Genomic DNA, 26,437 nt, shown 5'->3' on the forward strand with positions numbered 1-26,437 from the left:
TAGTGTACCGGAATTTTCGCTTTCCGGCTGTGAATATCCGGTGTTACAGTCTGGTCACTGGTGCCTCAAATGACTACAATAGCCGACAATATTATGCTAAATACACTATGTGCAATATGTTGCGCTTTTCAGTGTTGATGCATCATTCCACTGGAAACACCGGATACACAAAATGTCGACGATAAAAAAACTGTACATCAAAACTTGGGGCTGTCAGATGAATGAATACGATTCATCCAAGATGGCCGACCTACTGGAAACCACTCACGGTTATCAGTTAACCGATGTCGCCGAAGAAGCAGATATCTTACTCTTGAATACTTGTTCAATCCGTGAAAAAGCTCAGGAAAAAGTCTTTCATCAACTTGGCCGCTGGAAAGGTTTGAAAGATAAAAATCCAGACATTATTATCGGCGTAGGCGGTTGTGTTGCTTCTCAGGAAGGGGATTACATCCGCCAGCGCGCACCTAGCGTTGATATTATTTTCGGGCCGCAAACCCTGCACCGTCTGCCTGAAATGATTAATCATGTAAAAGGTACTCACAGCCCTGTCGTTGATATCAGTTTCCCTGAAATAGAAAAATTCGACCGCCTGCCAGAGCCTCGCGCTGATGGCCCAACCGCATTCGTTTCTATCATGGAAGGCTGTAATAAATACTGCACATTCTGCGTTGTTCCTTACACCCGCGGGGAAGAAGTCAGCCGTCCTTGTGACGATATCCTGTTTGAGATCGCTCAACTGGCTGCACAAGGCGTACGTGAAGTTAATTTGCTTGGTCAAAACGTAAATGCTTACCGCGGCGAAACGTTTGATGGGGATATCTGTACATTCGCCGAGCTGCTGCGTCTGGTTGCCGCCATTGACGGTATCGACCGAGTTCGCTTTACCACCAGCCATCCCATTGAATTCACAGACGATATCATCGCTGTTTACGAAGATACGCCGGAATTGGTCAGCTACCTGCACTTGCCTGTCCAGAGTGGCTCTGATCGCATCCTGACGCTGATGAAACGCGCCCATACCGCCTTGGAATATAAAGGTATCATCCGCCGTTTACGCAAGGCCCGTCCAGATATTTTGATTAGTTCGGACTTCATCATTGGTTTCCCGGGTGAAACACAGGAAGATTTCGAAAAAACCATGAAGCTTATCGCAGATGTCAACTTTGACATGAGCTTCAGCTTTATTTATTCGGCCCGCCCGGGAACCCCTGCGGCTGATTTACCGGATGACGTTGATGAAGAAGAGAAAAAACAGCGCCTATACTTATTGCAACAACGTATTAATCAACAGGCCATGAGCTTCAGCCGTGCAATGCTTGGCAGTACCCAACGCATCTTGGTTGAAGGCCCGTCCCGCAAAAATATCATGGAGCTTTCTGGCCGTACTGAAAATAACCGCGTGGTTAACTTTGAAGGTACACCGGACATGATTGGTAAATTCGTTGATGTCGAAATTGTTGACGTATACGCTAATTCCCTGCGTGGTAAGGTTATCCGTACTGAAGATGAAATGGATCTGCGTATCCATGAATCACCTGAGTCAGTCATTGCCCGTACTCGCAAGGAAGATGAAATCGGCGTTGGATTTTATCAGCCTTAATCGGCCCTAATATAGAGATAATCAGTGACACAAATAAACCCACAAGTAGCAACACAAGAAATCTTTCTGGAACCTGCGGACAATGAACGTCTAATGAGTCTGTGTGGACCGCTTGATGATAACTTGAAACAACTTGAGCGTCGTTTGGGGATAGAAATTAACCGCCGCGACAATCGTTTCAAACTGGTAGGCAAGCCATTGTGTGTTAACGCAGCTACTGGAATTCTGCGTCACCTTTATGTCGAAACAGCACCTATACGCGGCGTGATACCTGATATTGAACCTGAACAAGTTCATTTATCCATCACCGAAAGCCGCGTACTGGAACAAGCAGCAGAAAGTGTGCCCGAGTATGGCAAGGCTGTGAATATCAAAACCAAACGAGGGGTTGTGAAACCCCGCACCCCGAATCAGGCCCAATACATTGCCAATATCCTTACTCACGATATCACATTCGGTATCGGGCCTGCGGGAACCGGGAAAACCTATTTAGCCGTTGCGGCCGCTGTTGATGCGCTGGAACGTCAGGAAGTACGCCGTATCTTGCTGACGCGTCCCGCCGTTGAAGCGGGTGAAAAATTGGGTTTCCTGCCGGGTGATTTAAGCCAGAAAGTCGATCCTTACTTGCGCCCGCTTTACGATGCCCTATTTGAAATGCTGGGTTTCGAAAAAGTTGAGAAGCTTATCGAAAGAAACGTTATTGAGGTAGCCCCACTGGCTTATATGCGTGGACGTACCCTCAATGATGCCTTTATCATTCTCGATGAAAGCCAGAATACCACCATCGAACAGATGAAAATGTTTTTGACCCGCATTGGTTTTAATTCCCAAGCGGTCATTACCGGTGACGTTACCCAGATTGACTTGCCAAGAGGGCAAAAATCAGGTCTGAGTCACGCAATCGAAGTGCTATCTGATGTAGATGAGTTGAGCTTTAACTTCTTGCATAGTGAAGATGTTGTTCGCCATCCGGTCGTTGCAAGAGTGGTTATCGCCTATGAAGAATGGGAAGCTGCAGAGCAAGTGCGTAAACAGGCTCTAAATGAAAAACGCAGACAGGAAGCACAATGAGTTCAGTCATATTAGATTTGCAAATTGCATGTGAAAATCCAGAAGGGCTTCCTGAAGAAGCCCTTTTCCAGCGCTGGCTGGAAGGTGTTCTGCCACAATTTCAGGCAGAAAGCGAAGTGACAATTCGTTTGGTCGATGAGCCAGAAAGCCACGATTTAAACCTCACTTATCGCGGGAAAGATAAGCCGACGAATGTGCTATCCTTTCCATTTGAAGCACCACCTGAAGTAGAATTGCCTTTGCTCGGTGATTTGATCATCTGTCGTCAGGTTGTTGAAAAAGAGGCAGAAGAGCAACAAAAAACCGTTGAAGAGCACTGGGCACATATGGTTGTTCACGGTAGCCTCCATCTTCTTGGCTATGACCATATTGAAGATGATGAAGCAGAAGAAATGGAGTCTCTGGAAACGGAGATCTTACAAAAAATGGGTTATCCTGATCCTTATCTGATAGAAAAAGAATAACCACTGCTGACAATTTTATGTTAAACATTACAGTCTATGATTTTATCAATGGGGAATTTTTATTAAAACGCCATGAGCGACGACCATCCTTCAAGTAACGATAGCCCTGGCCCTAAGAAAGGCTTCTTTGCGCTTCTTAATCAGCTTTTTCACGGTGAACCGAAAAACCGTGATGATTTGGTTGAACTGATCCGTGATTCTGAGCAGAACGACCTTATTGATCCCGATACCCGAGAGATGCTCGAAGGTGTAATGGATATTGCTGATCAACGCGTGCGTGACATTATGATCCCACGCTCACAGATCGTTACCTTAAAACGCAATCAATCTCTGGACGAATGTCTGGATGTTATTATCGACTCGGCCCATTCGCGCTTTCCTGTGATCAGTGAGGATAAAGATCATATTGAAGGCATATTGATGGCAAAAGATCTCCTGCCATTCATGCGAACTAACACAGAACCTTTCAGCATCGATAAAGTGCTTCGTCAGGCTGTGGTGGTGCCGGAAAGTAAACGTGTTGACCGTCTGCTGAAAGACTTTCGTTCACAACGCTACCACATGGCGATTGTTATCGATGAATTTGGCGGAGTTTCTGGGCTGGTCACAATCGAGGATATCCTTGAACTGATTGTGGGTGAGATAGAGGACGAATACGATGATGAAGAAGATAACGATATTCGTGCATTAAGCCGTCACTCTTATTCAGTGCGGGCATTGACCCAAATTGAGGATTTCAACGATACTTTTGGTACCAATTTCAGCGATGAAGAAGTTGATACTATTGGTGGGTTAGTCATGCAGGCATTTGGCCATCTGCCTTCCCGCGGAGAATCCATTGCCGTTGATGGCTACCTTTTCAAAGTGGCAATGTCTGATAGCCGTAAAATCATTCAGGTTCATGTAAAAATACCGGATGACGCTGAAGTTCCTAGTCTTGATAAACAATAATAGGATTTGGATGAACAAAGCATCATTAACAAGTTGCCAGCGGCTGCGTGTCTTGCTGGCACTTTTATTCGGAGCCAGTGGAACACTGGCTTTTTCACCTTTTGATTTCTGGCCTGCCGCACTTGTTTCTCTGTTTGGCCTGCAAATCCTAACGTTAAACAGAACATCCCGTCAGGCTTTCATCATCGGCTTATGTTGGGGGCTTGGCTTATTTGGCAGTGGCGCAAATTGGGTTTATGTCAGTATTGCTGACTTTGGGGGAATGCCAACCGCCGTTAACATTTTTTTGGTTATCCTGCTATCTGCCTATCTTGCTCTTTATCCGGCGCTATTTGCTGGTTTACTCAACCGTTTTTTCCCGGCTTCCAATCTTATCAGGCTAGTTGTTGCCAGCCCCGCTTTATGGCAATTGACCGAGTTCTTGCGTGGCTGGGTATTAACCGGATTTCCATGGCTACAATTCGGTTACAGCCAAATTGACGGCCCGATGAAAGCTGTCGCGCCTATTTTGGGCGTAGAGGGTATTACCTTCCTGCTGATGATGATCAGTGGATTACTGGTTTTTGCCGCCACCCAGAAGAAAATTTTATCAGCCATTTTCGCCCTTGCCCTGCTGCTGTTGCCGTGGCCCATGCAACACTACCATTGGTATACCCTACAGCCGGAAAAAACGACAGATATCGCATTAGTTCAAGGCAATATTCCCCAATCCCTAAAATGGGAAACCTCGGCCCTTCAAACAACGCTAGACATCTACCTGGATAACAGCAAGCCTTTTATTGGCAAGGTACCGATCATCATCTGGCCGGAATCAGCGATTCCCGATATTGAATACAACCAGAAAAATTTCCTCACCAAACTGGATGCCTTACTGAGGCAGCACCATACCAGCCTGATTACCGGTATTGTTGACGCCCGGCCAACGCTGGAGGGTTATAAGGCTTACAACAGCATTATCGTACTGGGTGAGAAAACGCCTTACCAATATCCAGACCTTATCCGCTACGATAAACATCACCTCGTGCCATTTGGTGAGTTTGTTCCACTGGAATCCATACTTCGTCCACTGGCGCCTTTGTTTAACCTGCCGATGTCTTCCTTTAGTCGCGGTGATTATATTCAGCCTCAACTGTCTGTTGCCGGGCACAATATTACTGCGGCTATCTGTTATGAAATTATTTTGGGTGAACAGGTACGAGATAACTTCAAGCCTGACACAGAATTTTTACTCACCATTTCGAATGATGCGTGGTTCGGACGCTCTATTGGCCCATGGCAGCATTTCCAAATGGCCCGGATGCGCGCCCTTGAATTAGGCCGACCTTTGCTGAGGGGAACCAATAACGGTATCACGGCAGTTATTGAACCCGATGGCTCAATTCAAGCTGAAATCCCGCAATTTACCCGGCAAGTATTGGCAGCCAAAGTGACTCCAGCTACAGGGATAACACCTTATTTCCGTTTCGGTAATTGGCCGATATGGGGAGCTACGGTACTGTTTCTCATTGTTGCTTTTATACGAAAACGCAACCGGATTTGACTTGCAGCGAATTTAACCTGTCATGTTCGGTAGTGCCTGTCTAAAAACGCCACATTATCCAATCAGGGCATAATTAAGATGTCCTGATTGGATCTATTTCTTCATCCACTTTTACGTTTTCTACACTTCATCCTTTTTATAGACCACTTTTTATAGACCACATCGATAACCTCCCCTCACTATCTACGCCATCAGAATCTGACACCAATAGAAATCAAACAATTCAGAATATAAAGTTACAAAAATACAAAATAGAAAAATAAGTTGCTGAAAAGCTCAAACTGTGAACATCGTTCAATATTGCACCCTTTTGACTCCATATAAATGGAATTGTTTATTTATAGTGCGATACAGGTCGCGAATCCGAAACATTATTGTTTCAAAAAAGCAACATTATGAATTATTTTTTCACAGCGTATAAACATTGAATTTAAGAAAAACGTTTCTATAGCTGGGATATTCTGTAACTGGAATGTTTTATAACTGGGATAGTGTGAGCTATAAGCGTAGAAACATAAATAATTACAAGCAAATCCGATTTTGTAAAAAATACCCAAAAAAAAGAAAGGAGCTGTATATGCGTAAGTTGATGTTAACAATGATGTTGCTTAGCGCGGTAGGAGCTGCCCATGCTGAGGAGTTAACTGGAACGTTAAAAAAAGCGAAAGATAATGGCGTCATTGTTGTTGGTCACAGAGAATCATCAGTACCATTCTCTTACTATGACAATCAACAAAACGTTGTTGGTTATTCTCAAGATTATTCCAATCTGATTGTTGATGCCGTCAAGAAAAAACTCGACATGCCAAACCTGCAAGTCAAGTTGATCCCCATTACCTCCCAAAATCGTATTCCTCTGTTACAAAACGGTACTTTCGACTTTGAATGCGGTTCAACCACGAATAACCTTGAACGCCAAAAACAAGCGGCATTCTCCAACACTATTTTTTCCGTCGGAACTCGTCTGTTGACCAATAAAGACTCTGGTATTAAAGGATTTGACGATCTGGCTGGAAAAAATGTCGTTGTCACCTCAGGTACAACTTCCGAAGTCCTGCTCAATAAGCTCAATGATGAGAAGAACATGAAAATGCGCATCATCAGCGCAAAAGATCATGGTGATTCATTCCGTACTCTGGAATCAGGGCGCGCCGTGGCCTTTATGATGGATGATGCATTACTTGCAGGAGAGCGTGCAAAAGCGAAGAAACCCGATCAGTGGATCATTGTTGGCAAACCACAATCACAAGAAGCATACGGCTGCATGCTGCGTAAAGATGATCCGCAATTCAAGAAACTGATCGATGACACCATCGTAAAAGTACAAACCTCCGGTGAAGCAGAAAAAATGTTTGATCGTTGGTTCAAAGAGCCGATTCCACCTAAGAATCTGAACCTGAACTTCTCCATGTCAGATGAAATGAAAGCGTTGTTCAAATCACCAAACGATAAAGCATTGGATTAAGCAACGAACCGAACAACCTAATTTTATTGGCGTTACGGGTATGAGGTAGTCGTTCCCTACCTCATTTTTTTAGCTCATTTTTTGACTTAATGAATAACAACGAATGGATCGTTTTTAGGCGTTATAGCCAACCCCATATCAGGGAGCACGGTTATGTCAGTTGATTGGAATTGGGGCATCTTTTTACAAGCTGCCCCCTTTGGTAATACCACCTATTTGGGGTGGATCATTTCTGGATTTGAAGTAACAATTGCACTTTCCATCTGTGCTTGGCTCATAGCACTTGTTGTCGGCTCGCTGTTCGGTATATTGCGGACTGTCCCGAATAAATTTCTTTCTGGGCTTGGCACCTGCTATGTTGAATTATTTCGCAACGTCCCCCTCATCGTCCAGTTTTTCACCTGGTATCTGGTGGCTCCCGAATTTTTGCCCAAGGACATAAGTAATTGGTTCAAAATGGATCTGGATCCCAATATCCAGTTTTTTATCTCTTCAGTCATCTGTTTGGGATTATTCACTGCTGCCCGTGTCTGTGAACAGGTTCGTGCGGCAATTCAATCCCTCCCCAGAGGACAAAAAGCGGCAGGATTAGCGATGGGATTAACTCTGCCACAAACCTATCGTTATATTTTGCTGCCAAATGCTTACCGCGTGATTATTCCCCCAATGACCTCAGAAATGCTCAATCTGGTCAAAAACTCCGCCATCGCGTCCACCATTGGTCTGGTTGACATGGCTGCCCAAGCGGGGAAATTGCTGGATTATTCAGCACATGCCTATGAGTCATTTACCGCAATCACTTTGGCTTATGTGGGTATCAATCTCGTGATCATGCTAGCCATGACCTTACTTGAGAAAAAACTGCGTTTGCCGGGCAGTATGGGAGGACGATAAAGATGTATCAGTTTGACTGGAGTTCGATAGTTCCTAGCCTGCCCTTTCTCTTAGATGGATTGGTAATCACGCTTAAAATTACAGGTATTGCTATTGTTGTTGGGATTCTCTGGGGGACAGTGCTGGCGATGATGCGCCTCTCATCCATCAAGGTATTGAGCTGGTTTGCTGCCCTGTATGTCAACCTCTTCCGCTCCGTCCCTTTGGTGATGGTACTGCTGTGGTTCTACCTTATTGTGCCTAACTTATTACAAAATATTCTAGGCATATCCCCCAAGACCGATATCCGTTTAATTTCCGCAATGGTTGCGTTTTCACTCTTTGAAGCCGCTTATTATTCTGAAATCATCCGGGCAGGCATTCAGAGCATTTCCCGTGGGCAATCTTCTGCTTCGCTGGCTCTGGGGATGACTCATATGCAAAGTATGCGTCTGATAATCCTGCCACAAGCATTCCGGGCAATGACACCATTGTTGCTGACACAGGGTATAGTATTATTCCAAGATACATCTTTAGTATATGTGCTGAGTCTGGCGGATTTTTTCCGGACAGCAACCAATATTGGCGAGCGTGACGGTACTCAGGTTGAGATGGTTCTGTTTGCTGGCCTTGTTTATTTTGTGATTAGCTTTGCCGCGTCTATGCTAGTTAACTATTTGAAGAAAAGGACTGTTTGATGATTTCCCTGAAAAATGTATCCAAGTGGTATGGCCAATTTCAGGTTCTTACTGACTGCTCGACTGAAGTCAAAAAAGGCGAAGTAGTCGTTGTCTGTGGGCCTTCTGGATCCGGTAAGTCGACACTGATAAAAACGGTCAATGGCCTGGAACCTGTCCAGCAGGGTGAAATTCTGGTAAATGACATAAAAGTCAATGACAAGAACACAAATCTGGCACAATTGCGCTCTAAGGTAGGGATGGTGTTCCAACATTTTGAGCTGTTCCCTCACCTCTCTATCATTGAAAATCTGACATTGGCGCAAGTTAAGGTACTAAAGCGCGATAAGCATGCTGCCACCGAAAAAGCCCTGAAATTGTTGGAGCGGGTAGGCCTGTCAAATCATGCCGATAAATTCCCTTCACAACTTTCCGGTGGTCAGCAACAACGCGTCGCCATTGCACGCGCTCTGTGTATGGATCCAATCGCCATGTTGTTTGATGAGCCGACTTCTGCACTTGATCCTGAAATGATCAATGAAGTGCTGGACGTGATGGTTGAACTGGCGAATGAAGGTATGACCATGATGGTTGTGACCCATGAAATGGGATTCGCCAAAAAAGTGGCGCATCGGGTTATCTTCATGGATGAAGGAAAAATTGTCGAAGACAGTAAAAAAGAAGATTTCTTCGCCAATCCAAAATCAGATCGCGCCCGGGATTTTCTGGCAAAAATTCTGCACTGATCCTCTGTGTCGGCGGATGGCTATGCGGCCGCCGACCTTAAATTTCCCCAAAAATAAATAATTTTCAGCATTCCAGCTTTAACAAGAGTTGTTGCCCCTATCCCTTATCAGCTATGCTATGGAGTCTTAGATTTCATAAACAACCATGCTCGCTAAAGGCGTAGCTTTACTTCACCATAGGATCATCGGTGCCATGCAAGAACAATATCGTCCAGAAGACATAGAGCAACAAGTCCAGCTTCATTGGCAAGAGAAGCAAACATTTAAAGTGACAGAAGATAACAATAAAGAAAAATATTACTGCCTGTCCATGCTACCTTACCCTTCTGGCCGACTACACATGGGTCATGTCCGCAACTACACAATTGGTGATGTAATTTCCCGCTATCAGCGCATGCTGGGTAAAAATGTCCTGCAACCTATCGGTTGGGATGCATTCGGCCTGCCAGCAGAAGGCGCAGCGATAAAAAACAATACCGCACCCGCACCTTGGACTTACTCCAATATCGAATACATGAAAAACCAGTTGAAAATGCTGGGGTTCGGTTATGACTGGGATCGTGAAGTTACGACCTGTACACCAGAATACTATCGCTGGGAACAGTGGTTCTTCACTAAATTGTACGAAAAAGGTCTGGTATACAAGAAAACCTCTGCGGTTAACTGGTGTCCACACGATCTGACTGTTCTGGCAAATGAGCAGGTTATCGATGGTTGCTGCTGGCGTTGTGATACTCCAGTTGAGCGTAAAGAGATCCCTCAGTGGTTCATCAAAATTACCGCTTACGCTGAAGAACTGCTAAACGATCTGGACAAACTGGAAGACTGGCCTGAGCAGGTCAAAGTCATGCAGCGCAACTGGATCGGCCGTTCGGAAGGTGTTGAAATCACATTTAATGTTGCTGACAGCCAAGAAAAACTGACTGTTTATACTACTCGCCCAGACACTTTCATGGGTGCAACCTATGTTGCTGTCGCAGCCGGTCATCCTTTGGCGAAACAAGCGGCTGAAAACAATCCTGCATTGGCCGAGTTCATTAATGAATGCCGCAATACCAAAGTTGCCGAAGCAGATATGGCGACGATGGAGAAAAAAGGCATGTCAACGGGCATGTTCGTTATCCATCCATTGACCAATGAAAAAATCGCTATTTGGGTTGCTAACTTTGTTCTGATGGAATACGGCACCGGTGCGGTAATGGCAGTTCCAGCGCACGATCAACGTGATTGGGAATTTGCAACCAAATATAACCTGCCGATGAAAGCCGTTATTCTGGACAATGACGGTAACGTACCAAACATTCAAGAAGCGGCGCTGACAGACAAAAACGCCCTGTGCAACTCCGGTGAATTCGATGGATTGAGCAATGAAGAAGGCTTCAATGCCATTGCTGATAAATTGGTTTCTATGGGTGTAGGCCAACGCAAAATCAATTACCGCCTGCGTGACTGGGGTGTTTCCCGTCAACGTTATTGGGGAGCCCCAATTCCGATGGCAACACTGGAAGACGGAACAGTTGTTCCTGTACCAGAAGATCAACTGCCAGTTGTTCTGCCTGAAGATGTTGAAATGGACGGCATTACCAGCCCAATCAAAGCTGATCCAGAGTGGGCGAAAACCACGATCAATGGACAGCCTGCACTGTTTGAAACAGATACCTTTGATACATTCATGGAATCTTCCTGGTATTACGCACGCTATACTTGCCCTGATTATGATAAAGGCATGCTGGATCCGGCTGCTGCCAACTATTGGCTGCCAGTAGATCAATACATCGGTGGTATTGAGCATGCGATAATGCACCTGATGTACTTCCGCTTCTTCCATAAACTGATGCGCGATGCTGGCATGGTCAACTCTGATGAACCTGCTAAACATCTGCTGTGCCAAGGTATGGTTCTGGCTGATGCTTTCTATTACACCGGTAACAGTGGCGAAAAAGTCTGGGTTTCCCCAGCGGATGTCACTGTTGAGCGTGATGAGAAAGGCCGGGTGGTTAAAGCCACGGATGAAGAAGGCCATGAACTGGTTTATACCGGCATGAGCAAAATGTCCAAATCGAAGAATAACGGTATCGATCCACAACTGATGGTAGACAAGTATGGTGCTGATACTGTTCGTCTGTTCATGATGTTTGCAGCGCCGCCAGAATTGACTCTTGAGTGGCAGGAATCTGGCGTAGAAGGTGCTAACCGTTTCCTGAAACGTGTATGGCGTCTGGTTTATGAGCACAGCAACAAAGGGGCAACTCAGCCGTTGGATGTCAGTAAACTGACTGCTGAACAAAAAGATCTGCGTCGTGACCTGCACAAGACTATCGCAAAAGTCACCGATGATATCGGCCGCCGTCAGGCATTCAATACCGCCATTGCCGCTATCATGGAATTGATGAACAAATTGACTCGTGCGCCACAAGAGACTGAACAAGACCGCGCGTTAATGCAAGAATCCCTGAGCGCGATTGTTCGCCTGCTTTCCCCAATCACGCCACACTCTGGTTTTGTTATGTGGAAAGCGCTGGGCAATGAAAATGACATTGACGTTGCCCAATGGCCGCAAGCTGATGAACAAGCAATGGTTGACGATACTAAACTGGTGATCATTCAGATCAACGGCAAAGTTCGTGGCCGCATTACTGTTCCAGCAGATGCAACAAAAGAACATGTTCAAGAAATGGCGGCACAGGAATACAGCGTGGCGAAATATCTTGAAGGTGTCACTATTCGCAAAATCATCTACGTACCAGGCAAATTATTGAATCTGGTTGTAGGCTGATAACAGGAGACCCTATTTGTGGCAGGAAATAATTTGCGACATCGTATTTGCACGTTGTTTCTCGGGTTAGCGGTGCTGGTCACCGCTGGCTGCGGTTTTCATCTCCGTGGCACAACGCAAGTACCTAAAGAACTTCAAACCTTGCAACTGAGTTCAAGTGACCCTTACGGGCCGCTGGCACGCGCTGTACGTCAGCAACTTCGCCTCAATGATGTCAAGCTTGTGGAAAATGGTGATGCTTCAGTACCTATCCTGAAACTTTTGGGCTCTGATGAAAACAAAGATACCGTTTCAGTTTTCCAGGATGGTAAAGCGGCAGAACGCCAATTAGTGCTGAATGTTGATGCTCAGGTTCTGATGCCGGATGGCAGCATTTACCCATTGCAGGCAAGGGTTGATCGCTCTTTCTTCGATAACCCATTGGAAGCATTGGCAAAAGATGCTGAGAATGAATTAGTTAAGCAGGAAATGCGTGAACAGGCTGCCCGTCGGCTTATACGTCAACTGTTGACGGTTCATAGTGCAGAACTTCAGAAAGCTGATGAAAAGCAAAAAGCAGCAGCTACACCGAAGCAATGATCCGTATTTATCCTGAACAACTTCTTGCGCAGCTCAACGAAGAGCTGCGAAACCGTTATCTGCTGTGGGGCAGCGAACCTTTGCTGTTGCAAGAGAGTCAGGACAGCATTCGCCGGGTGGCTGAACAGCATGGCTTTATGGAACATTTCTCTTTTGTGTTGGATAACCACACCGATTGGGATGAAATCTTTAGCCTCTGCCAGTCACTCAGCTTATTTACCAGCCGCCAATCAATTACACTGCAACTGCCGGAAAATGGCCCAAATGCAGCCATGGCTGAGCGGCTGGTCAAGCTGTCAGAATTATTGCATGCAGATATCCTGCTAATATTGCGTGGGCACAAGCTGACCAAAGCTCAGGAAAATAGTCCTTGGTTTAAGGCACTTGGGCAAAATGGTGTCTATATCAGTTGTCTGACGCCAGAGCAAAACCGCCTGCCCCAATGGGTGGCCCAGCGAGCCAAAAACATGGGGCTATCGCTGGAAAATGAAGCCAATCAGTTACTCTGCTATTGCTATGAAGGAAATTTATTGGCATTGGCTCAGGCACTGGAACGCCTCTCCTTGCTCTATCCTGATAATCGTCTGACCCTGCACCGGGTTGAAGAAACTGTCAATGATGCCGCCCATTTCTCCCCCTATCATTGGGTTGATGCCTTGCTGGCTGGAAAAATAAAGCGGGCCTGGCATGTATTGAAACAGCTGCGGCAGGAAGATACTGAAACTATCATTTTGCTGCGCACTATCCAACGGGAATTGATGCTGCTGCTGACTTTTAAGCGTCAGAGCACGACGGTTCCCTTGAAGACATTGTTTGATCAGCACAAAGTTTGGCAAAATCGTCGGCCGTTGCTGACAGCGGCATTACAACGTCTGTCACAACAGGATCTACAATCTGCCATACATTTGTTAAGCCAGATGGAACTGCGCGTCAAACAGGATTATAGCCAATCCATTTGGGCTGACCTGGAAACGCTTTCCATGCTGTTATGCGGAAAATCATTGCCAGAGAGCTTTTTGAATGACTGATTCCACTATTTCAGATGATATTATTCCAGATAATATTGTCTCAGACGCCAATACCCCAGTTATTCAAGCTTTGTTTGGTGGTACGTTTGATCCTATCCATTATGGTCATTTATACCCTGTGCAAGCCTTGGCTCGGCTGGTGGGGCTAAAACAAGTTATTTTATTGCCGAATCATGTACCGCCACACCGTCCCCAACCGGAGGCAAGCTCACAGCAGCGGCTGGAAATGGTTCGTCTTGCTGTACAAGATAATCCGCTTTTTGCCGTGGATACTCGCGAATTGGAACGCCAAACACCGTCCTATACGGTCGAAACATTAAAATCCTTTCGTCAAGAAGTCGGTGAGCAGCATCCATTGGCGTTCATCATTGGGCAGGATTCACTGCAAACTATCCATACTTGGCATAAATGGGAAGAGCTACTGGAGATTTGCCATCTTCTGGTTTGCTCCCGCCCGGGTTATCAGCATCAACTTTCAACCCCAGAAATGCAGCAATGGCTTGAAAAGCATCAGGTTGATACACCATTCCCATTGAGCCAAAAACCGCACGGTTACATTTACTTAGCAGCCACTCCGTTGCTAAATATCTCCGCAACTGATATTCGTCAGCGCCATCAACAAGGACTGAGCTGTGATGATCTGCTTCCGCCATCAATATTGCAGTATATCGATGCTCACGGGTTATACAGACAATAACTAAACCTTGCGGTGATTTGCCGTTAAGTTGCTTACTTTTACCGAGTTTTGCATGCTATTATTCTGCGCTACTCAACCAATTTTATGAAATAAAGGTGATCCTTTTGCAAGGCACAGAACTACAACAATTTGTTATTGATAAACTTGAAGATTCCAAAGCACAGGATATTGTTTCTATAGACGTTCGTGGAAAATCCAGCATTACTGACTGCATGGTCATCTGCACCGGAACCTCAAATCGCCACCTGATGTCTGTGGCCGATAATTTAGTCGATGACTGCCGCCAGGTCGGCATTATGCCTCTGGGTGTTGAAGGTCAAGGGATTTCAGACTGGATTGTCGTGGATCTTGGCGAAATCATGGTTCATGTTATGCAAGAAGACAGCCGTCGCATGTACGAGCTGGAAAAACTCTGGAGCTGAGTTTGAAGCTACAATTAGTCGCAGTAGGAACAAAAATGCCGGACTGGGTGCAGACCGGCTTTATGGATTATTTGAACCGTTTTCCCAAGGATATGCCTTTTGAGCTAATTGAAGTCCCGGCAGGAAAACGGGGAAAAAATGCGGATATCAAGCGCATTTTGGAAAAAGAAGGCGAGCAGATGCTGGCTGCTGTCGGTAAAGGTAACCGGATTGTGACTCTGGATATTCCGGGCTCTCGCTGGGATACCCCACAATTGGCGAATCAGCTCGAACGCTGGAAGCTGGATGGCAGAAATGTCAGTCTCCTGATCGGTGGCCCTGAGGGGTTGGCACCTGCATGCAAGGCAGCAGCAGAACAGAGTTGGTCACTTTCTCCTTTGACCATGCCACATCCTTTGGTACGCGTTCTGGTAGCGGAGAGTCTTTACCGTGCATGGAGCATAACAACTAACCACCCTTATCATCGGGAATAAATTGGGTAATCTATCACCGTGAATTCTGGCAATGGGATGAAGAATAAACGAACCCCTTTTCGTGATCATTCGGCTGAATCAGCCTTGTTTATACGCCGCGCACTTGTGGCGTTTATTGGTATTATTATTTTGACAGGCATTCTAATTGCCAATCTTTATAAACTTCAGATCACTCGTCACGAAGATTACCAAACCCGCTCAAATGAGAACCGGATTAAGCTTCTTCCCATAGCCCCAAGCCGGGGCATTATTTATGATCGCAATGGCACACCACTGGCAATTAACCGAACCACTTATCAGTTAGAAGTTGTGCCACAAAAAGTCGACAACCTGAACAAGGTATTAGAAGAACTACGTTCTGTTGTCGGGCTTACAGATGAAGATATCGAAAATTTTCAAAAAGAGCGCAAACGGACAGGCTCCTTTAAAGCCATTACGTTAAAAACACCTTTAACTCCAGTTCAGGTCGCTCGGTTTTCGGTCAATCAGTACCGCTTTCCGGGGCTGGAAGTCAGAGGTCAGCAGCGTCGTTATTATCCGTATGGTTCGACCCTCACCCATGTCATTGGCTATGTGGCTAAAATCAATGACAAAGATTTAGCACAGCTCACCCAAGAAGGAATTGTGAGGGATTATGCAGCGAGCCATGATATCGGGAAATTAGGTATTGAACGCTATTATGAATCCGTCTTGCACGGCAAGCCCGGCTATGAAGAAGTGGAAGTCAACAACCGTGGCAAAGTGATCCGCCAACTGCATGAACAGCCTCCAGAAGCAGGTAAAGATATTTATCTGTCCATCGATTTAGAGCTGCAAACCTATATCGAAAAACTACTGGCAACCAGCCGTGCCGCTGTCGTCGTCACGGATCCCCGCACAGGGGAAGTCTTGGCTATGGTATCCAATCCAGGTTATGACCCGAATCCATTCGTCAATGGCATTTCATTCAAAGACTATGCTGCCCTGCAAAACAATCCCAATCATCCCATGATTAACCGGGCTACATTTGGAACATATCCTCCGGCATCGACAGTGAAACCTGCTATTGCTGTCGCGGCCCTCAGCAGTAATGTGATTACAAAAAATACCACAATATTCGATCCTGGTTGGTGGCAATTACCCAATTCAGAAAAACGTTACCGTGACTGGAAACGCTCAGGGCACGGCAAACTGGATGTCCATAAATCCATTGTTGAATCTGCAGATACTTTCTTTTATCAAGTTGCCTATGACATGGGTATCGATAGATTGTCCGAATGGATGTCAAAATTTGGCTACGGCCAACTGACAGGCATTGATTTGAAAGAAGAAAGGCCGGGCAATATGCCAACGCGGGAATGGAAATTGAAGCGCTATAAAAAGCCTTGGTATCAAGGAGATACTATTTCCGTAGGTGTCGGCCAAGGGTACTGGACTGCCACCCCGATACAGATGGTCAAAGCCCTTATGATATTGATTAATGATGGTGAGGTAAAAACACCACATTTATTACTTAAAACGCGTATCAATGGCGAAATGTACCCTTATCAGCCCCCAGTCAGCAGCCCCATTGGGGATATCCACTCCGGTTACTGGGAAATTGCCAAGGGTGGTATGTACGGTGCGGCCAATTCCCCAACAGGTACTGCACGCCGGGCTTTCGCCGGCACTCCGTACAAAGCTGCGGTTAAATCAGGTACGGCTCAGGTTTTCAGTTATGAAACGTATAACGCCAGTAAACTTGCTGAACGCTTGCGTGACCATAAGCTGATGATTGCTTTTGCGCCCTATGATAACCCGACAGTCGCCATGTCTATTATTCTGGAAAATGAAGGTTCATCAGGGATGACGGTTGCTCAAACTGTGCGTAAGATTTTGGATCATGTTTTACTCAAGGATAAAAACACGCCTTCTCCAGCCACAGTTTCCGATGTAATGGTTTCCAATGAAATGCGAGAACAGCCAACCAATACGCGTTCTCCCAATGCACAAGTACCCAAAACACAAGCAACCAGAACACAAGCCAATTGAGTAAAGCGATGACAGAGTCTCAAAAAAAGGTTCCTTTTTGGACCCGCATACATATAGATATTCCACTGATGCTATTGGTTCTGACATTACTGGCTTACAGTCTGTTTATCATGTGGAGCGCCAGTGGACAAGATATGGACATGATGGAGCGTAAAATCGGGCAGGTGCTTATGGGCCTGATTGTCATGGTAGTCTTGGCTCAAATTCCTCCACGCCTATACGAGAATTGGGCACCCTATTTATACATAGGGTGTGTCATCCTGCTGATTTTGGTTGATGTGTTTGGTCAAATCAGTAAAGGTGCGCAACGCTGGTTGGATTTGGGCATTGTTCGTTTTCAGCCATCGGAAATAGCCAAAATTGCCGTTCCTTTGATGGTCGCTCGTTTTATGAACCGCGACCTCTGCCCGCCTTCATTGAAAAACACGGCTATTGCGCTGGTTTTGATTTTTGTTCCGACTCTGCTGGTCGCCGCGCAACCCGATTTAGGCACCTCCATTCTGATTGCTGCGTCTGGGGTGTTCATACTTTTTCTGGCCGGAATGAACTGGAAACTGATTGCCCTTGCCTTTGTGCTGGTTGCTTGCTTCATTCCTATATTGTGGTTTTTCCTGATGCACGACTACCAACGCTCCCGCGTGATGATGTTGCTGGATCCCAATATTGATCCATTAGGCAAAGGCTACCATATCATCCAATCCCAAATTGCCATTGGTTCAGGTGGGTTGTTCGGGAAGGGTTGGCTGCAAGGCACTCAATCACAACTGGAGTTTCTACCTGAGCGCCATACCGACTTTATTTTCGCCGTGTTATCTGAAGAATTGGGCCTGATTGGCGTTCTTGCTCTGCTTGCGCTCTATATACTGATCATTATGCGGGGATTAGTTATTGCAGCGAAGGCACAAAATACTTTCGGCCGGGTCATGGTCGGAGGGCTGATACTGATTTTGTTTGTCTATGTTTTCGTTAATATCGGCATGGTGAGCGGTATCTTGCCCGTCGTTGGTGTCCCTTTGCCTCTGGTGAGTTATGGAGGCTCCGCTCTCATTGTATTAATGGCGGGGTTCGGCATTATTATGTCGATACATACGCATCGTAAATTATTATCCAAAAGTTTATGAGGAAGAAGTTTCATGCGTCAGCAATGGCTTATAATTAGCATCGTAGCGGTACTGATATCAGGCTGTACATTAACCAGCAATGAGCAGAGTGTTTCTAAACCTCAGGTTCCGACCCAGGACGTTTTAGGTGCAGAACCCCAATATGAGCCTTACCATCCCAGTGCCAATCAAGATTATCAGCGAGATGGGCACACCTATCGCATTGTGCAAGATCCAGCCAACTTTACCCAAACAGGCTACGCCAGTTGGTTCGGCGAAGCAGCGAATGGTAAGTTGACCGCGATTGGTGAACGCGCCAGCCCCAATGCTTTAACGGCTGCGCATCCGACATTGCCTATCCCAAGTTATGTTCGTGTCACCAATTTAAGCAATGGGCGCATGATGATTGTCCGCATCAACGATCGCGGCCCTTACAATACAGGGAAGATTATCGAATTATCACGTGCAGCGGCAGAACGCCTGAATTTGATGCCGCAAAGCAGGGTCAAATTGGATGGCATTCAAGTCGCACCTGATGACTCACTTTCTGGTTTAGGAACAGTCGGTTCCACTATCGTCAAACAAAGCTATGCTTTGCCAGACAGGCCAAGTATTGATTTTCAGTCGCCATTGACAAACAACGCCGCTGAGCAAAATCTGTCTGTAAAGCCAGAGGGGCAAACTGACACTCCATCCACTGAGGCACAGTCTCCTGAAACAGGATTTTCTGGAACATCAGCATCTGAAACACCAGCTTCTGCAACAATGTTATCTGCCTCCGGTGCTTCTGCTGTTCCAACGGCCTCATTAACATCAAGCAGTTCATTAAGTATGAACACGCCATCAACCCCGGATACCGCAGATTCAATCTCAGCGGGGAAATATATGGTGCAGGTAGGCGCGGTCAGTATCGAACAAAAAGCCAGAGAGTGGCAACAATCGTTGAGCCAACGCCTGAACGTACAAGGCCGCATAACTCAATTTGGTAATGTCTATCGCGTGCAGTTGGGGCCATTCAACAGCCGCCAGCAAGCGGTTGAGTTGCAAAAGAAATTAACAGATCAAATGCACCAATCTTCATTTATTGTTGCGCCTTGATTCTCCGGATAAATTTCGATGCCGGCAAACTGTTGTGCCAGATAAAAGCAAGATAGAAGCAAATAACACTCCCTGCTGATATTAAATGTCTCACTCTTATCAGCAGGCAGATAAAATAATTGCGAGCTGGGTTTGGGTAAAACAGTGTAAACCTTTAACTCACTCAATTTTGTTTAATGTCAGCCTTTTTTTCATTTGTTATTATGTGGCTTATTATTAATCTTTTTCTCACGGATGTTATCTGATCAATCATGAAATATATAGTTACTTCCCGCTTGATTAAAAAAGCGACCTTAGGCATCGCCCTAGCTGCCAGTGTTTCTGCGTTTGCCAACGCAGATGATAATTTCAAAACCATGATCCCCGGGGTTCCTGTCCTGGATTCTGAAGCCTATATTCTGATTGATTACAACTCAGGAAAGGTCTTGGCTGAGAAAAACGCAGATGTTCGCCGTGACCCCGCAAGCCTGACCAAAATGATGACCAGCTATGTCATAGGCCAAGCCATCAAATCAGGAAAAATAACACCCAATGATACGGTTACTGTCGGTAAAGACGCTTGGGCAACCGGTAACCCGATCTTCAAGGGTTCTTCCTTGATGTTTTTAAAACCCGGTGATCAAGTTTCTGTCGCGATGCTGTCCCGTGGAATCAACCTGCAATCCGGCAATGACGCCTGTGTTGCAATGGCTGACTATGTGGCCGGCAGTCAGGATGCATTCGTCAGCTTGATGAATAAATACGTACAAAGCCTTGGCCTGAAAAATACCCATTTCCAGACTGTGCATGGTTTGGATGCGAATGGCCAATACAGCTCCGCCCGTGATATGGCTCTCATTGGTCAGGCGTTGATCCGCGATGTGCCCGATGAATACGCTATCTACAAAGAGAAAGAATTCACGTACAACAACATTCGCCAGCCTAACCGCAATGGCCTGTTGTGGGATAAGAGCCTGAACGTTGATGGCATTAAAACCGGTCACACCAACGGCGCAGGATATAACCTTGTTTCCTCTGCAACCGAAGGCAATATGCGCCTTATTTCTGCCGTCATGGGCAGCCCAACATTCAAAGGCCGTGAAAGCGACAGTAAAAAGTTGCTGACTTGGGGCTTCCGTTTCTTCGAAACTGTTTCACCGTTGAAAGTTGGTAAAGAATTCGCGTCAGAGCCGGTTTGGTATGGCGATACCGATAAAGTCCAGCTGGGCGTTGACCAAAATGTGTACCTGACAATTCCTCGTGGCCGCTTGAAAGACTTAAAAGCGAGCTATGTATTAAACAATACTGAATTGCATGCACCATTGGCGCAACACCAAGTTGTCGGCACAATCAACTTCCAGCTTGATGGAAAAACCATTGAACAGCGCCCATTAGTTGTTATGCAGGAAGTTAAAGAAGGTGGCTTCTTCAGCCGCATCGTTGATTATATTCGACTGATGTTCCATCATTGGTTTGGTTAATCCCTTGAAAGCCAAGTATTGGGCCTTATATTAGTTACATCCGTTAGAAAATTATGACGCCACGGCAATTTGTCGTTCTGCCGTGGCAAAGACATGAGGAACGCCCATGAAAACAAAATTAAATGAACTGCTTGAGTTCCCCTGCTCATTTACATACAAAGTGATGGGCTTAGCTCAACCTGAGCTGGTGGATCACGTGGTTGAAGTAGTTCAGCGCCATGCTCCGGGCGATTACTCCCCAGTTGTAAAACCAAGCAGCAAAGGCAATTATCATTCTGTCTCCATCACCATCAACGCGACGCATATTGAACAAGTTGAAACGTTGTATGAAGAACTGGGCGCTCTGGAATTGGTGCGTGTCGTCCTCTAAGTACTGTATTTCGGGCAATATGCTCTTTGAGTAAGAATGTGCGGAGCTGTCATTCATTGATGGTTCGATAGAAAAATGCTGATTGAGAAAATCAGCGTTTTTCTTTTTTGCAATCTGCCTGCATACATTCTATTTCAGGCAGCTTCTGTAATTTAATGATGGCCTTTTGACGATTTAGCCCAATAGGCCATGAAATTAATCAATTTTTTATCTAAATGCCGTTCTTGAAGCAGATACCGACGCAGGTTTTTTACAGCCGTTGATTCTGCAGCAACCCAGCCATAAAAATGGCTCGCTTTACCCTCATTTTCTGCTCTTTCCCATAATATACCGTCTGGTGAAACAGATTCAGATAAAGATTGCTCTTCAATAAATGCGGACTCCGGAAGTACAACGTGTTCACGTACCGCTTCTAATAAACGCTCGCCGTATCCATATCCCTCTTTAACATCACGTGGCAACCAAAATATGTTGGCAAATTTGAATTGTTCTAAGTTGAGGCAATCCCCCTGCACTGGAACCTCGAAGAATGCCTGTACTTTTGGGGGTGAGTCATGCAAAGCTAACTCTTCAAGGATTCCCAATGCCGCTGGCAATGCGGTTTCATCAGCAATGAGCAATACTTGGTTAACCTGCTCTGGCGGCACCCATTCGCAGCCTCCTGTGCCCCCCATTTGGCCACTGCTATCTGAAGCCTCTTTAGGGGCAACTATCTGTAAGGGTGCGCCTTGCTTAGCCTCGCTTAGCCAATCGGACACAGGTGTGTTTTTACCATGCAAAACAAACTCTACATCCATTTCATTATCTTCAATGCGCAGCGCCCTTAATGTATAAGTCCTCATCAAAGGCCGCTCTTCCTTGGGAATAGACATATAATGGCTGTACCAGTCGCTCCCTTCATTTACCTTCATTGCAGGATGGCTTGGCTGAGGAAATAGTAACTTAATGCGCTGATCGGGAGCATGCCGCCGCATTTTATGCACTTCAGAACTTTCAAATACACAACGCACCAAAGATGTAGATACCGTAATGCGTTCTTTCAAAACCAAATTAAAGATAGAGTAAATTGAAGACATAATATTCTATTAACAAATGGTTGTTATTCTCGTTATTGAAAGGATGCTAGACAACCTAGTTCAATTGATAACGCAAATCAATATCATGTTGATAATTATTTTCATTATTACCAATAATAGCAATTATTGCTAAATATCCTTCCAGATTCATCAGGCCCTACACTCATTTCAGTCCTACCTTGCCTGTCGGCGTAACAACACAATAAAGTAAGGAACACCAATAAAAGCCGCGAGCAATCCTGCCGGTATCTGGTAAGGAAACAACAGCATCCGCCCACACCAATCAGCCAACAGCATCAAAGATCCTCCCAGCAGCATTCCCATCACCAGTTGCGGCATTGCCCGCCTGAATCCCATCATGCGTGCCATATGTGGAGCCATTAAACCAACGAAACTCAATGGCCCGGTCATCAAAGTTGCGGCTGCGGTAAGCGCTGAAGCTATCAATAAAATAAGCAATCGTGAGGAAGTCAGAGAAATTCCCACAGACTGAGCACTTACACTTCCCAATGGCAAAATCGTCAACAACCGGCGATATAACGGCGTCAGGCCTATCAATATCATGGCGATTGCCAACGTGAAAAGTGCCTGAATGGGTTCGACCCCGTAAGTTGAACCTGATAACCATGCCAGCAGCATTCCCGTGCGGGGATCGCCACTTGCCAGCACCAGTACAACTAACGTGCCAAATACCGTACTAATTGCAATGCCAGACAATAACATCCGTTGCGCCGAAAAACCTTGCCGGCTAGAAGCAAGTAAAACCAATAACAGAGTAAGGGCAGCCCCTAAACTTCCAGCCGGGAGTAACCAGACAAAAACATTGCCGGATGTCATTAACAGTAATGCCAATACGCCCAACGCCGCTCCCGATGAGATACCTAAAACTTCAGGGCTGGCCATCGGATTGCCCGTCAGTTTCTGGATCATCGTCCCTGCAACAGCCAACATCATACCGGCACCAAGTGCCGCTATCACACGCGGCCAGCGCCAAGGCAATAATTCAGTGATTTGATTCCCCTGCGCCCAATACCAACCTTCGACACCACGCCCGAACAGCAATGCGGTTACTGTCATCGCACTCAAAAACAGTATCCCCAATATGATCCAACGCCAAAATGCCCGGCGTTCAACAAGGTTCTTGTCGATGACTGAAAGTGTTGGTTTGTGCCCATTGGTACGCAGGCGTGGCAGAAGCCACAACAAGAGAGGGGCCCCGATCAGCGCGACGACCGACCCCGTGGGAATATTGCGCCATACCGTCGCCAGCCACTGCACGACCTGATCCGTAAACCACAATAACAAGGCACCAATCAGCGGTGACATGAACACTTGCTGACCCAATTGCCTTGCACCACAAATTCGTGCCAGCAAGGGAGCAAATAAACCAATAAAGCCAATGACTCCCACCGCATTGACCATGACAGCACTGAGAATAACAGCCAGTGATAATGCAGCCAGCCGGGCACTGTTCAGGCCCAATCCAAGATTTTTTGCCACTCCGTCATCCAATCCAAGCAGCGTTAATGGTCTCAGCAACAATAAAGTTAACACCAGAGACACCGACAATGTTGGAATCAACCACTGTACAATTTGCCAATCGTGTTGGGCCAATGAACCGCTTGCCCAGACAAACATGCCTTGTAATTTTTCATAGTTAAACAGTGCGAGCAGAGAATTCACGGCACCGCAATATAACCCCATCACTAAGCCGGCAAGAATCAGCGTTACCGGTGATAATCGCTGCCCCCATGACAACCCGAATACGACCAATGCAACCATCACCGAGCCTGCCAACGCGGCCAGTTGCATTGACAGGCTATCTGGCGGCACGGCCAATAATAATGCCAGTGTCACACCGCATTGAGCGCCGGCAGAAACGCCGAGGGTTGCAGGTTCGGCCAGAGGATTGCGCAATACCTGCTGAAATAATAATCCAGCCAATCCCAGCCCTGCCCCAACCAATAGGGAAATCGATAAACGGGGTAATGTGCTGTAATGCATGACAACCTGACGGATATTATTTGTGTCAGGAGAATATAGAGATTGCCACCACTGGAGAACAGGCAATTGATGTTGCAGGTTATAGAATGTCAATATCAGTGATGGAAACAACAATAGCAAAGGTACCGTCCATAAACGTTTCATGCCCGTTTCTCCAACGCAGCCGTCAATAATTCACTAAAGCGCATCGCTGACAGCGTAGCACCATAAAACCACACGGCAGGTTGAATGCTGATCGGGTAACGTTGTACAAACGGCAGCGCTCTCCATAATGGTGTTTGCTGCACACGAGCGAACAGTGCTTCATTTCCATGACTGAAAAAAACAGCCTTGGCGTCTTGAATCGTGGCTAATTGCTCTATATTCACCACCTGACTTCCCCATGCGTTTGTCTTTCCTTTCCAGGCATTTCTCAGTCCCAGATTATCGAGGACATCCTTGAACAAGCTACCATCGCCAAAGACCATCGCATGATCTTTATCCAGCAAAGTAAATAATAAGATAGGTACATCATGCCAAATGCGCAGCCGCTGTTGGCACTGCGCCATCTGCCGATGGTAATGCTGCACATGCTGGGTATATTGGTGATGAAGCCCAAGCCGCCCAGCCAGCAATTGCAATGAATGCCATGCTTCTGCCAACGGAGTTCGGGTGTTGCTTGTAAAGCGGAACCCCATGATTGGCGCAATTGACGTCATTTTCTCCACTGTGGGGCCGTAATTTTGTGAGTAAAGGATCAGGGACGGTGATAATTGCTGCAATAATTCCATATTTGGCTCAGTACGCGTCCCCAAATCGATCACTTTGGACGGTAGTTCAGGCTCCCGTACCCACAAGTTATAATTACGAATATCAGCCACGGCCAACGGCATAATTCCCAAAGCTGCCAGTAGCTCCACTGGCAGCCACTCCAATACGGCAATGCGCTGGATATCAGGGTGGGCAACATACGGGGAAGTCACGGAACGGGCCAATGATGGCATCCATAACGGAGAAAGAGCCAGCGACGTGAGTAAACGACGGCGGGCTAAATTAGGGTTAAATTTATTCATCAGTAGACAAAACTTACCGGAGCTCCACCAGCAGGATGAGGTAAAATTCCCATCTCTATTCCATATATTTGTTCTAACACATGCTCTTGCATTATCTCTTGGGGGGTTCCCTGAGCAATCAATTCTCCACCTCGCAATGCCACCAAATGGTCGCAATAACGGGCAGCCATGTTGATATCATGCAGGACTGCAATCACCGTCAATCCCCTTTCACGGCTCAAGCGCTGGATCAAGGCCAGCACTTCGACTTGATGCGCTATATCCAGTGCAGAAGTGGGTTCATCAAGCAACAGACAACGACTGTTCTGTGCGACTGTCATTGCAATCCATGCTCGCTGTCGTTCCCCACCAGATAAGCTGTCAACCAGCCGATTAGCCATCGAACTCAAATCCACCAGCGCTATTGCTTCTTCGACATGACGACGATCTTCAGAGCTGAACCGCCCCAAAGCCCCATGCCAAGGATAACGGCCGACCGCAACCAACTCACGCACGGTCATCCCTTCCGCAGGCGGCAATTGCTGTGGTAAGTAAGCGACTTCGCGTGCGAACGCTTTATTGCTCCACTGTACTATCGGCTGCCGTCCCAGCTGTATTGTTCCTTCGCTTGGTGCCTGATGACGCCCCAACATTTTCAGCAAGGTCGATTTGCCAGAACCATTATGGCCAATTAATCCAGTAACCAGACCTGAAGTAAATGCCAATGAGAGATTGCTGAGTAGCCGTCGGCTTGGTACAGAAAAACTAACTTGTTGCAAAACAAAATTAGAAATTGGGGATGAAATACTTTCAATCAAACCTAATTACCTCTGGACACAGGTTACGATTACTTCGTTGAATTGTAGACATAATACACAAAATGCTTTACACAACAAACTAAATGAATATCATCTTAATAATTA

General features: G+C 46.2%; 24 protein-coding genes. 20 read left to right on the forward strand and 4 right to left on the reverse strand.

Annotation, left to right across the window (positions count from 1 at the left end; all coding sequences use genetic code 11):
• The first annotated feature begins 172 nt into the window (after positions 1-172).
• The 20 genes from miaB (at position 173) to ybeD (ending at position 21,403) form a co-directional block, all read left to right on the forward strand.
• A complete protein-coding gene (gene miaB, locus BM100_RS15710; RefSeq protein WP_092512609.1) occupies positions 173-1,603 on the forward strand; it encodes a tRNA (N6-isopentenyl adenosine(37)-C2)-methylthiotransferase MiaB in 1,431 nt (476 codons plus the stop codon).
• Between the two features lie 93 nt (positions 1,604-1,696).
• Positions 1,697-2,674: a PhoH family protein gene (locus BM100_RS15715; RefSeq protein WP_420855341.1), complete on the forward strand. Its 978-nt coding sequence runs from the start codon at positions 1,697-1,699 to the stop codon at positions 2,672-2,674.
• Positions 2,671-3,138, forward strand: a complete 468-nt coding sequence (gene ybeY, locus BM100_RS15720) for an rRNA maturation RNase YbeY (protein WP_092512613.1) — start codon at positions 2,671-2,673, stop codon at positions 3,136-3,138. The genes BM100_RS15715 and ybeY overlap by 4 nt, the downstream gene beginning before the upstream one ends.
• 72 nt (positions 3,139-3,210) lie before the next feature.
• Entirely contained in the window at positions 3,211-4,089 is an 879-nt protein-coding gene (corC, locus tag BM100_RS15725) for a CNNM family magnesium/cobalt transport protein CorC (RefSeq protein ID WP_092512615.1), read from the forward strand.
• A 10-nt stretch (positions 4,090-4,099) separates the two neighbouring features.
• Positions 4,100-5,629 carry an apolipoprotein N-acyltransferase gene (gene lnt, locus BM100_RS15730; RefSeq protein WP_092512617.1) on the forward strand — a complete coding sequence of 510 codons (1,530 nt, stop codon included), beginning with the start codon at positions 4,100-4,102 and terminating at the stop codon, positions 5,627-5,629.
• A gap of 577 nt (positions 5,630-6,206) precedes the next feature.
• Positions 6,207-7,094, forward strand: coding sequence for an amino acid ABC transporter substrate-binding protein (locus tag BM100_RS15735; RefSeq protein ID WP_139216973.1), 888 nt, complete (start codon positions 6,207-6,209; stop codon positions 7,092-7,094).
• A gap of 153 nt (positions 7,095-7,247) precedes the next feature.
• Complete coding sequence (locus BM100_RS15740; protein ID WP_092512619.1) at positions 7,248-7,988, forward strand: amino acid ABC transporter permease; 741 nt, start codon at positions 7,248-7,250, stop codon at positions 7,986-7,988.
• Positions 7,989-7,990: 2 nt separating this feature from the next.
• Entirely contained in the window at positions 7,991-8,665 is a 675-nt protein-coding gene (gene gltK / locus BM100_RS15745; protein WP_092512621.1) for a glutamate/aspartate ABC transporter permease GltK, read from the forward strand.
• On the forward strand, positions 8,665-9,390 hold the full coding sequence (locus BM100_RS15750) for an amino acid ABC transporter ATP-binding protein (RefSeq protein ID WP_092512623.1): 726 nt from the start codon (positions 8,665-8,667) through the stop codon (positions 9,388-9,390). The genes gltK and BM100_RS15750 overlap by 1 nt, the downstream gene beginning before the upstream one ends.
• Before the next feature lie 193 nt (positions 9,391-9,583).
• On the forward strand, positions 9,584-12,166 hold the full coding sequence (gene leuS, locus BM100_RS15755) for a leucine--tRNA ligase (RefSeq protein ID WP_092512625.1): 2,583 nt from the start codon (positions 9,584-9,586) through the stop codon (positions 12,164-12,166).
• A 33-nt stretch (positions 12,167-12,199) separates the two neighbouring features.
• Positions 12,200-12,745, forward strand: a complete 546-nt coding sequence (gene lptE / locus BM100_RS15760; protein ID WP_092512699.1) for an LPS assembly lipoprotein LptE — start codon at positions 12,200-12,202, stop codon at positions 12,743-12,745.
• Entirely contained in the window at positions 12,742-13,773 is a 1,032-nt protein-coding gene (holA, locus tag BM100_RS15765; protein ID WP_092512627.1) for a DNA polymerase III subunit delta, read from the forward strand. Before lptE ends, holA begins: the two co-directional genes overlap by 4 nt.
• Entirely contained in the window at positions 13,766-14,470 is a 705-nt protein-coding gene (gene nadD, locus BM100_RS15770) for a nicotinate-nucleotide adenylyltransferase (RefSeq protein ID WP_092512629.1), read from the forward strand. Before holA ends, nadD begins: the two co-directional genes overlap by 8 nt.
• 95 nt (positions 14,471-14,565) lie before the next feature.
• A complete protein-coding gene (gene rsfS / locus BM100_RS15775) occupies positions 14,566-14,892 on the forward strand; it encodes a ribosome silencing factor (RefSeq protein WP_092512631.1) in 327 nt (108 codons plus the stop codon).
• Between the two features lie 2 nt (positions 14,893-14,894).
• Positions 14,895-15,365 (forward strand): 23S rRNA (pseudouridine(1915)-N(3))-methyltransferase RlmH, encoded by a 471-nt coding sequence (gene rlmH, locus BM100_RS15780; protein ID WP_092512633.1) that lies wholly within the window; start codon positions 14,895-14,897, stop codon positions 15,363-15,365.
• A gap of 36 nt (positions 15,366-15,401) precedes the next feature.
• Positions 15,402-17,375, forward strand: a complete 1,974-nt coding sequence (gene mrdA, locus BM100_RS15785; RefSeq protein WP_092512635.1) for a peptidoglycan DD-transpeptidase MrdA — start codon at positions 15,402-15,404, stop codon at positions 17,373-17,375.
• Positions 17,376-17,383: 8 nt separating this feature from the next.
• A complete protein-coding gene (gene mrdB, locus BM100_RS15790; RefSeq protein ID WP_092512637.1) occupies positions 17,384-18,496 on the forward strand; it encodes a peptidoglycan glycosyltransferase MrdB in 1,113 nt (370 codons plus the stop codon).
• Positions 18,497-18,508: 12 nt separating this feature from the next.
• On the forward strand, positions 18,509-19,573 hold the full coding sequence (gene rlpA / locus BM100_RS15795; RefSeq protein WP_092512639.1) for an endolytic peptidoglycan transglycosylase RlpA: 1,065 nt from the start codon (positions 18,509-18,511) through the stop codon (positions 19,571-19,573).
• Positions 19,574-19,824: 251 nt separating this feature from the next.
• Complete coding sequence (gene dacA, locus BM100_RS15800; protein WP_092512641.1) at positions 19,825-21,033, forward strand: D-alanyl-D-alanine carboxypeptidase DacA; 1,209 nt, start codon at positions 19,825-19,827, stop codon at positions 21,031-21,033.
• 106 nt (positions 21,034-21,139) lie between these two features.
• The gene (gene ybeD / locus BM100_RS15805) at positions 21,140-21,403 is read left to right on the forward strand and encodes a DUF493 family protein YbeD (protein WP_045959110.1); all 264 of its coding nucleotides are present in this window, start codon (positions 21,140-21,142) and stop codon (positions 21,401-21,403) included.
• 152 nt (positions 21,404-21,555) lie between these two features.
• On the opposite strand, the gene BM100_RS15810 is transcribed toward ybeD, so the two are convergent.
• From BM100_RS15810 to fhuC, 4 genes are all read right to left on the reverse strand, one after another.
• Complete coding sequence (locus BM100_RS15810) at positions 21,556-22,479, reverse strand: siderophore-interacting protein (protein ID WP_092512643.1); 924 nt, start codon at positions 22,477-22,479, stop codon at positions 21,556-21,558.
• Between the two features lie 174 nt (positions 22,480-22,653).
• On the reverse strand, positions 22,654-24,627 hold the full coding sequence (gene fhuB / locus BM100_RS15815) for a Fe(3+)-hydroxamate ABC transporter permease FhuB (protein WP_092512645.1): 1,974 nt from the start codon (positions 24,625-24,627) through the stop codon (positions 22,654-22,656).
• The gene (fhuD, locus tag BM100_RS15820; protein WP_092512647.1) at positions 24,624-25,535 is read right to left on the reverse strand and encodes a Fe(3+)-hydroxamate ABC transporter substrate-binding protein FhuD; all 912 of its coding nucleotides are present in this window, start codon (positions 25,533-25,535) and stop codon (positions 24,624-24,626) included. The genes fhuB and fhuD overlap by 4 nt, the downstream gene beginning before the upstream one ends.
• Positions 25,535-26,332, reverse strand: a complete 798-nt coding sequence (fhuC, locus tag BM100_RS15825) for a Fe3+-hydroxamate ABC transporter ATP-binding protein FhuC (protein WP_420855339.1) — start codon at positions 26,330-26,332, stop codon at positions 25,535-25,537. Before fhuC ends, fhuD begins: the two co-directional genes overlap by 1 nt.
• Positions 26,333-26,437: the final 105 nt, after the last annotated feature.

It is taken from the genome of Xenorhabdus mauleonii (assembly GCF_900113945.1).
GTDB lineage: Bacteria > Pseudomonadota > Gammaproteobacteria > Enterobacterales > Enterobacteriaceae > Xenorhabdus > Xenorhabdus mauleonii.

What these genes read in the sequence shown, in the direction of transcription:
- miaB (WP_092512609.1), top strand. Translation starts at nt 173, where the DNA reads ATGTCGACGATAAAAAAACTGTACATCAAAACTTGGGGCTGTCAGATG.
- BM100_RS15715 (WP_420855341.1), top strand. Translation starts at nt 1,697, where the DNA reads ATGAGTCTGTGTGGACCGCTTGATGATAACTTGAAACAACTTGAGCGT.
- ybeY (WP_092512613.1), top strand. Translation starts at nt 2,671, where the DNA reads ATGAGTTCAGTCATATTAGATTTGCAAATTGCATGTGAAAATCCAGAA.
- corC (WP_092512615.1), top strand. Translation starts at nt 3,211, where the DNA reads ATGAGCGACGACCATCCTTCAAGTAACGATAGCCCTGGCCCTAAGAAA.
- lnt (WP_092512617.1), top strand. Translation starts at nt 4,100, where the DNA reads ATGAACAAAGCATCATTAACAAGTTGCCAGCGGCTGCGTGTCTTGCTG.
- BM100_RS15735 (WP_139216973.1), top strand. Translation starts at nt 6,207, where the DNA reads ATGCGTAAGTTGATGTTAACAATGATGTTGCTTAGCGCGGTAGGAGCT.
- BM100_RS15740 (WP_092512619.1), top strand. Translation starts at nt 7,248, where the DNA reads ATGTCAGTTGATTGGAATTGGGGCATCTTTTTACAAGCTGCCCCCTTT.
- gltK (WP_092512621.1), top strand. Translation starts at nt 7,991, where the DNA reads ATGTATCAGTTTGACTGGAGTTCGATAGTTCCTAGCCTGCCCTTTCTC.
- BM100_RS15750 (WP_092512623.1), top strand. Translation starts at nt 8,665, where the DNA reads ATGATTTCCCTGAAAAATGTATCCAAGTGGTATGGCCAATTTCAGGTT.
- leuS (WP_092512625.1), top strand. Translation starts at nt 9,584, where the DNA reads ATGCAAGAACAATATCGTCCAGAAGACATAGAGCAACAAGTCCAGCTT.
- holA (WP_092512627.1), top strand. Translation starts at nt 12,742, where the DNA reads ATGATCCGTATTTATCCTGAACAACTTCTTGCGCAGCTCAACGAAGAG.
- nadD (WP_092512629.1), top strand. Translation starts at nt 13,766, where the DNA reads ATGACTGATTCCACTATTTCAGATGATATTATTCCAGATAATATTGTC.
- mrdA (WP_092512635.1), top strand. Translation starts at nt 15,402, where the DNA reads ATGAAGAATAAACGAACCCCTTTTCGTGATCATTCGGCTGAATCAGCC.
- mrdB (WP_092512637.1), top strand. Translation starts at nt 17,384, where the DNA reads ATGACAGAGTCTCAAAAAAAGGTTCCTTTTTGGACCCGCATACATATA.
- rlpA (WP_092512639.1), top strand. Translation starts at nt 18,509, where the DNA reads ATGCGTCAGCAATGGCTTATAATTAGCATCGTAGCGGTACTGATATCA.
- dacA (WP_092512641.1), top strand. Translation starts at nt 19,825, where the DNA reads ATGAAATATATAGTTACTTCCCGCTTGATTAAAAAAGCGACCTTAGGC.
- ybeD (WP_045959110.1), top strand. Translation starts at nt 21,140, where the DNA reads ATGAAAACAAAATTAAATGAACTGCTTGAGTTCCCCTGCTCATTTACA.
- BM100_RS15810 (WP_092512643.1), bottom strand. Translation starts at nt 22,479, where the DNA reads ATGTCTTCAATTTACTCTATCTTTAATTTGGTTTTGAAAGAACGCATT.
- fhuB (WP_092512645.1), bottom strand. Translation starts at nt 24,627, where the DNA reads ATGAAACGTTTATGGACGGTACCTTTGCTATTGTTGTTTCCATCACTG.
- fhuD (WP_092512647.1), bottom strand. Translation starts at nt 25,535, where the DNA reads ATGAATAAATTTAACCCTAATTTAGCCCGCCGTCGTTTACTCACGTCG.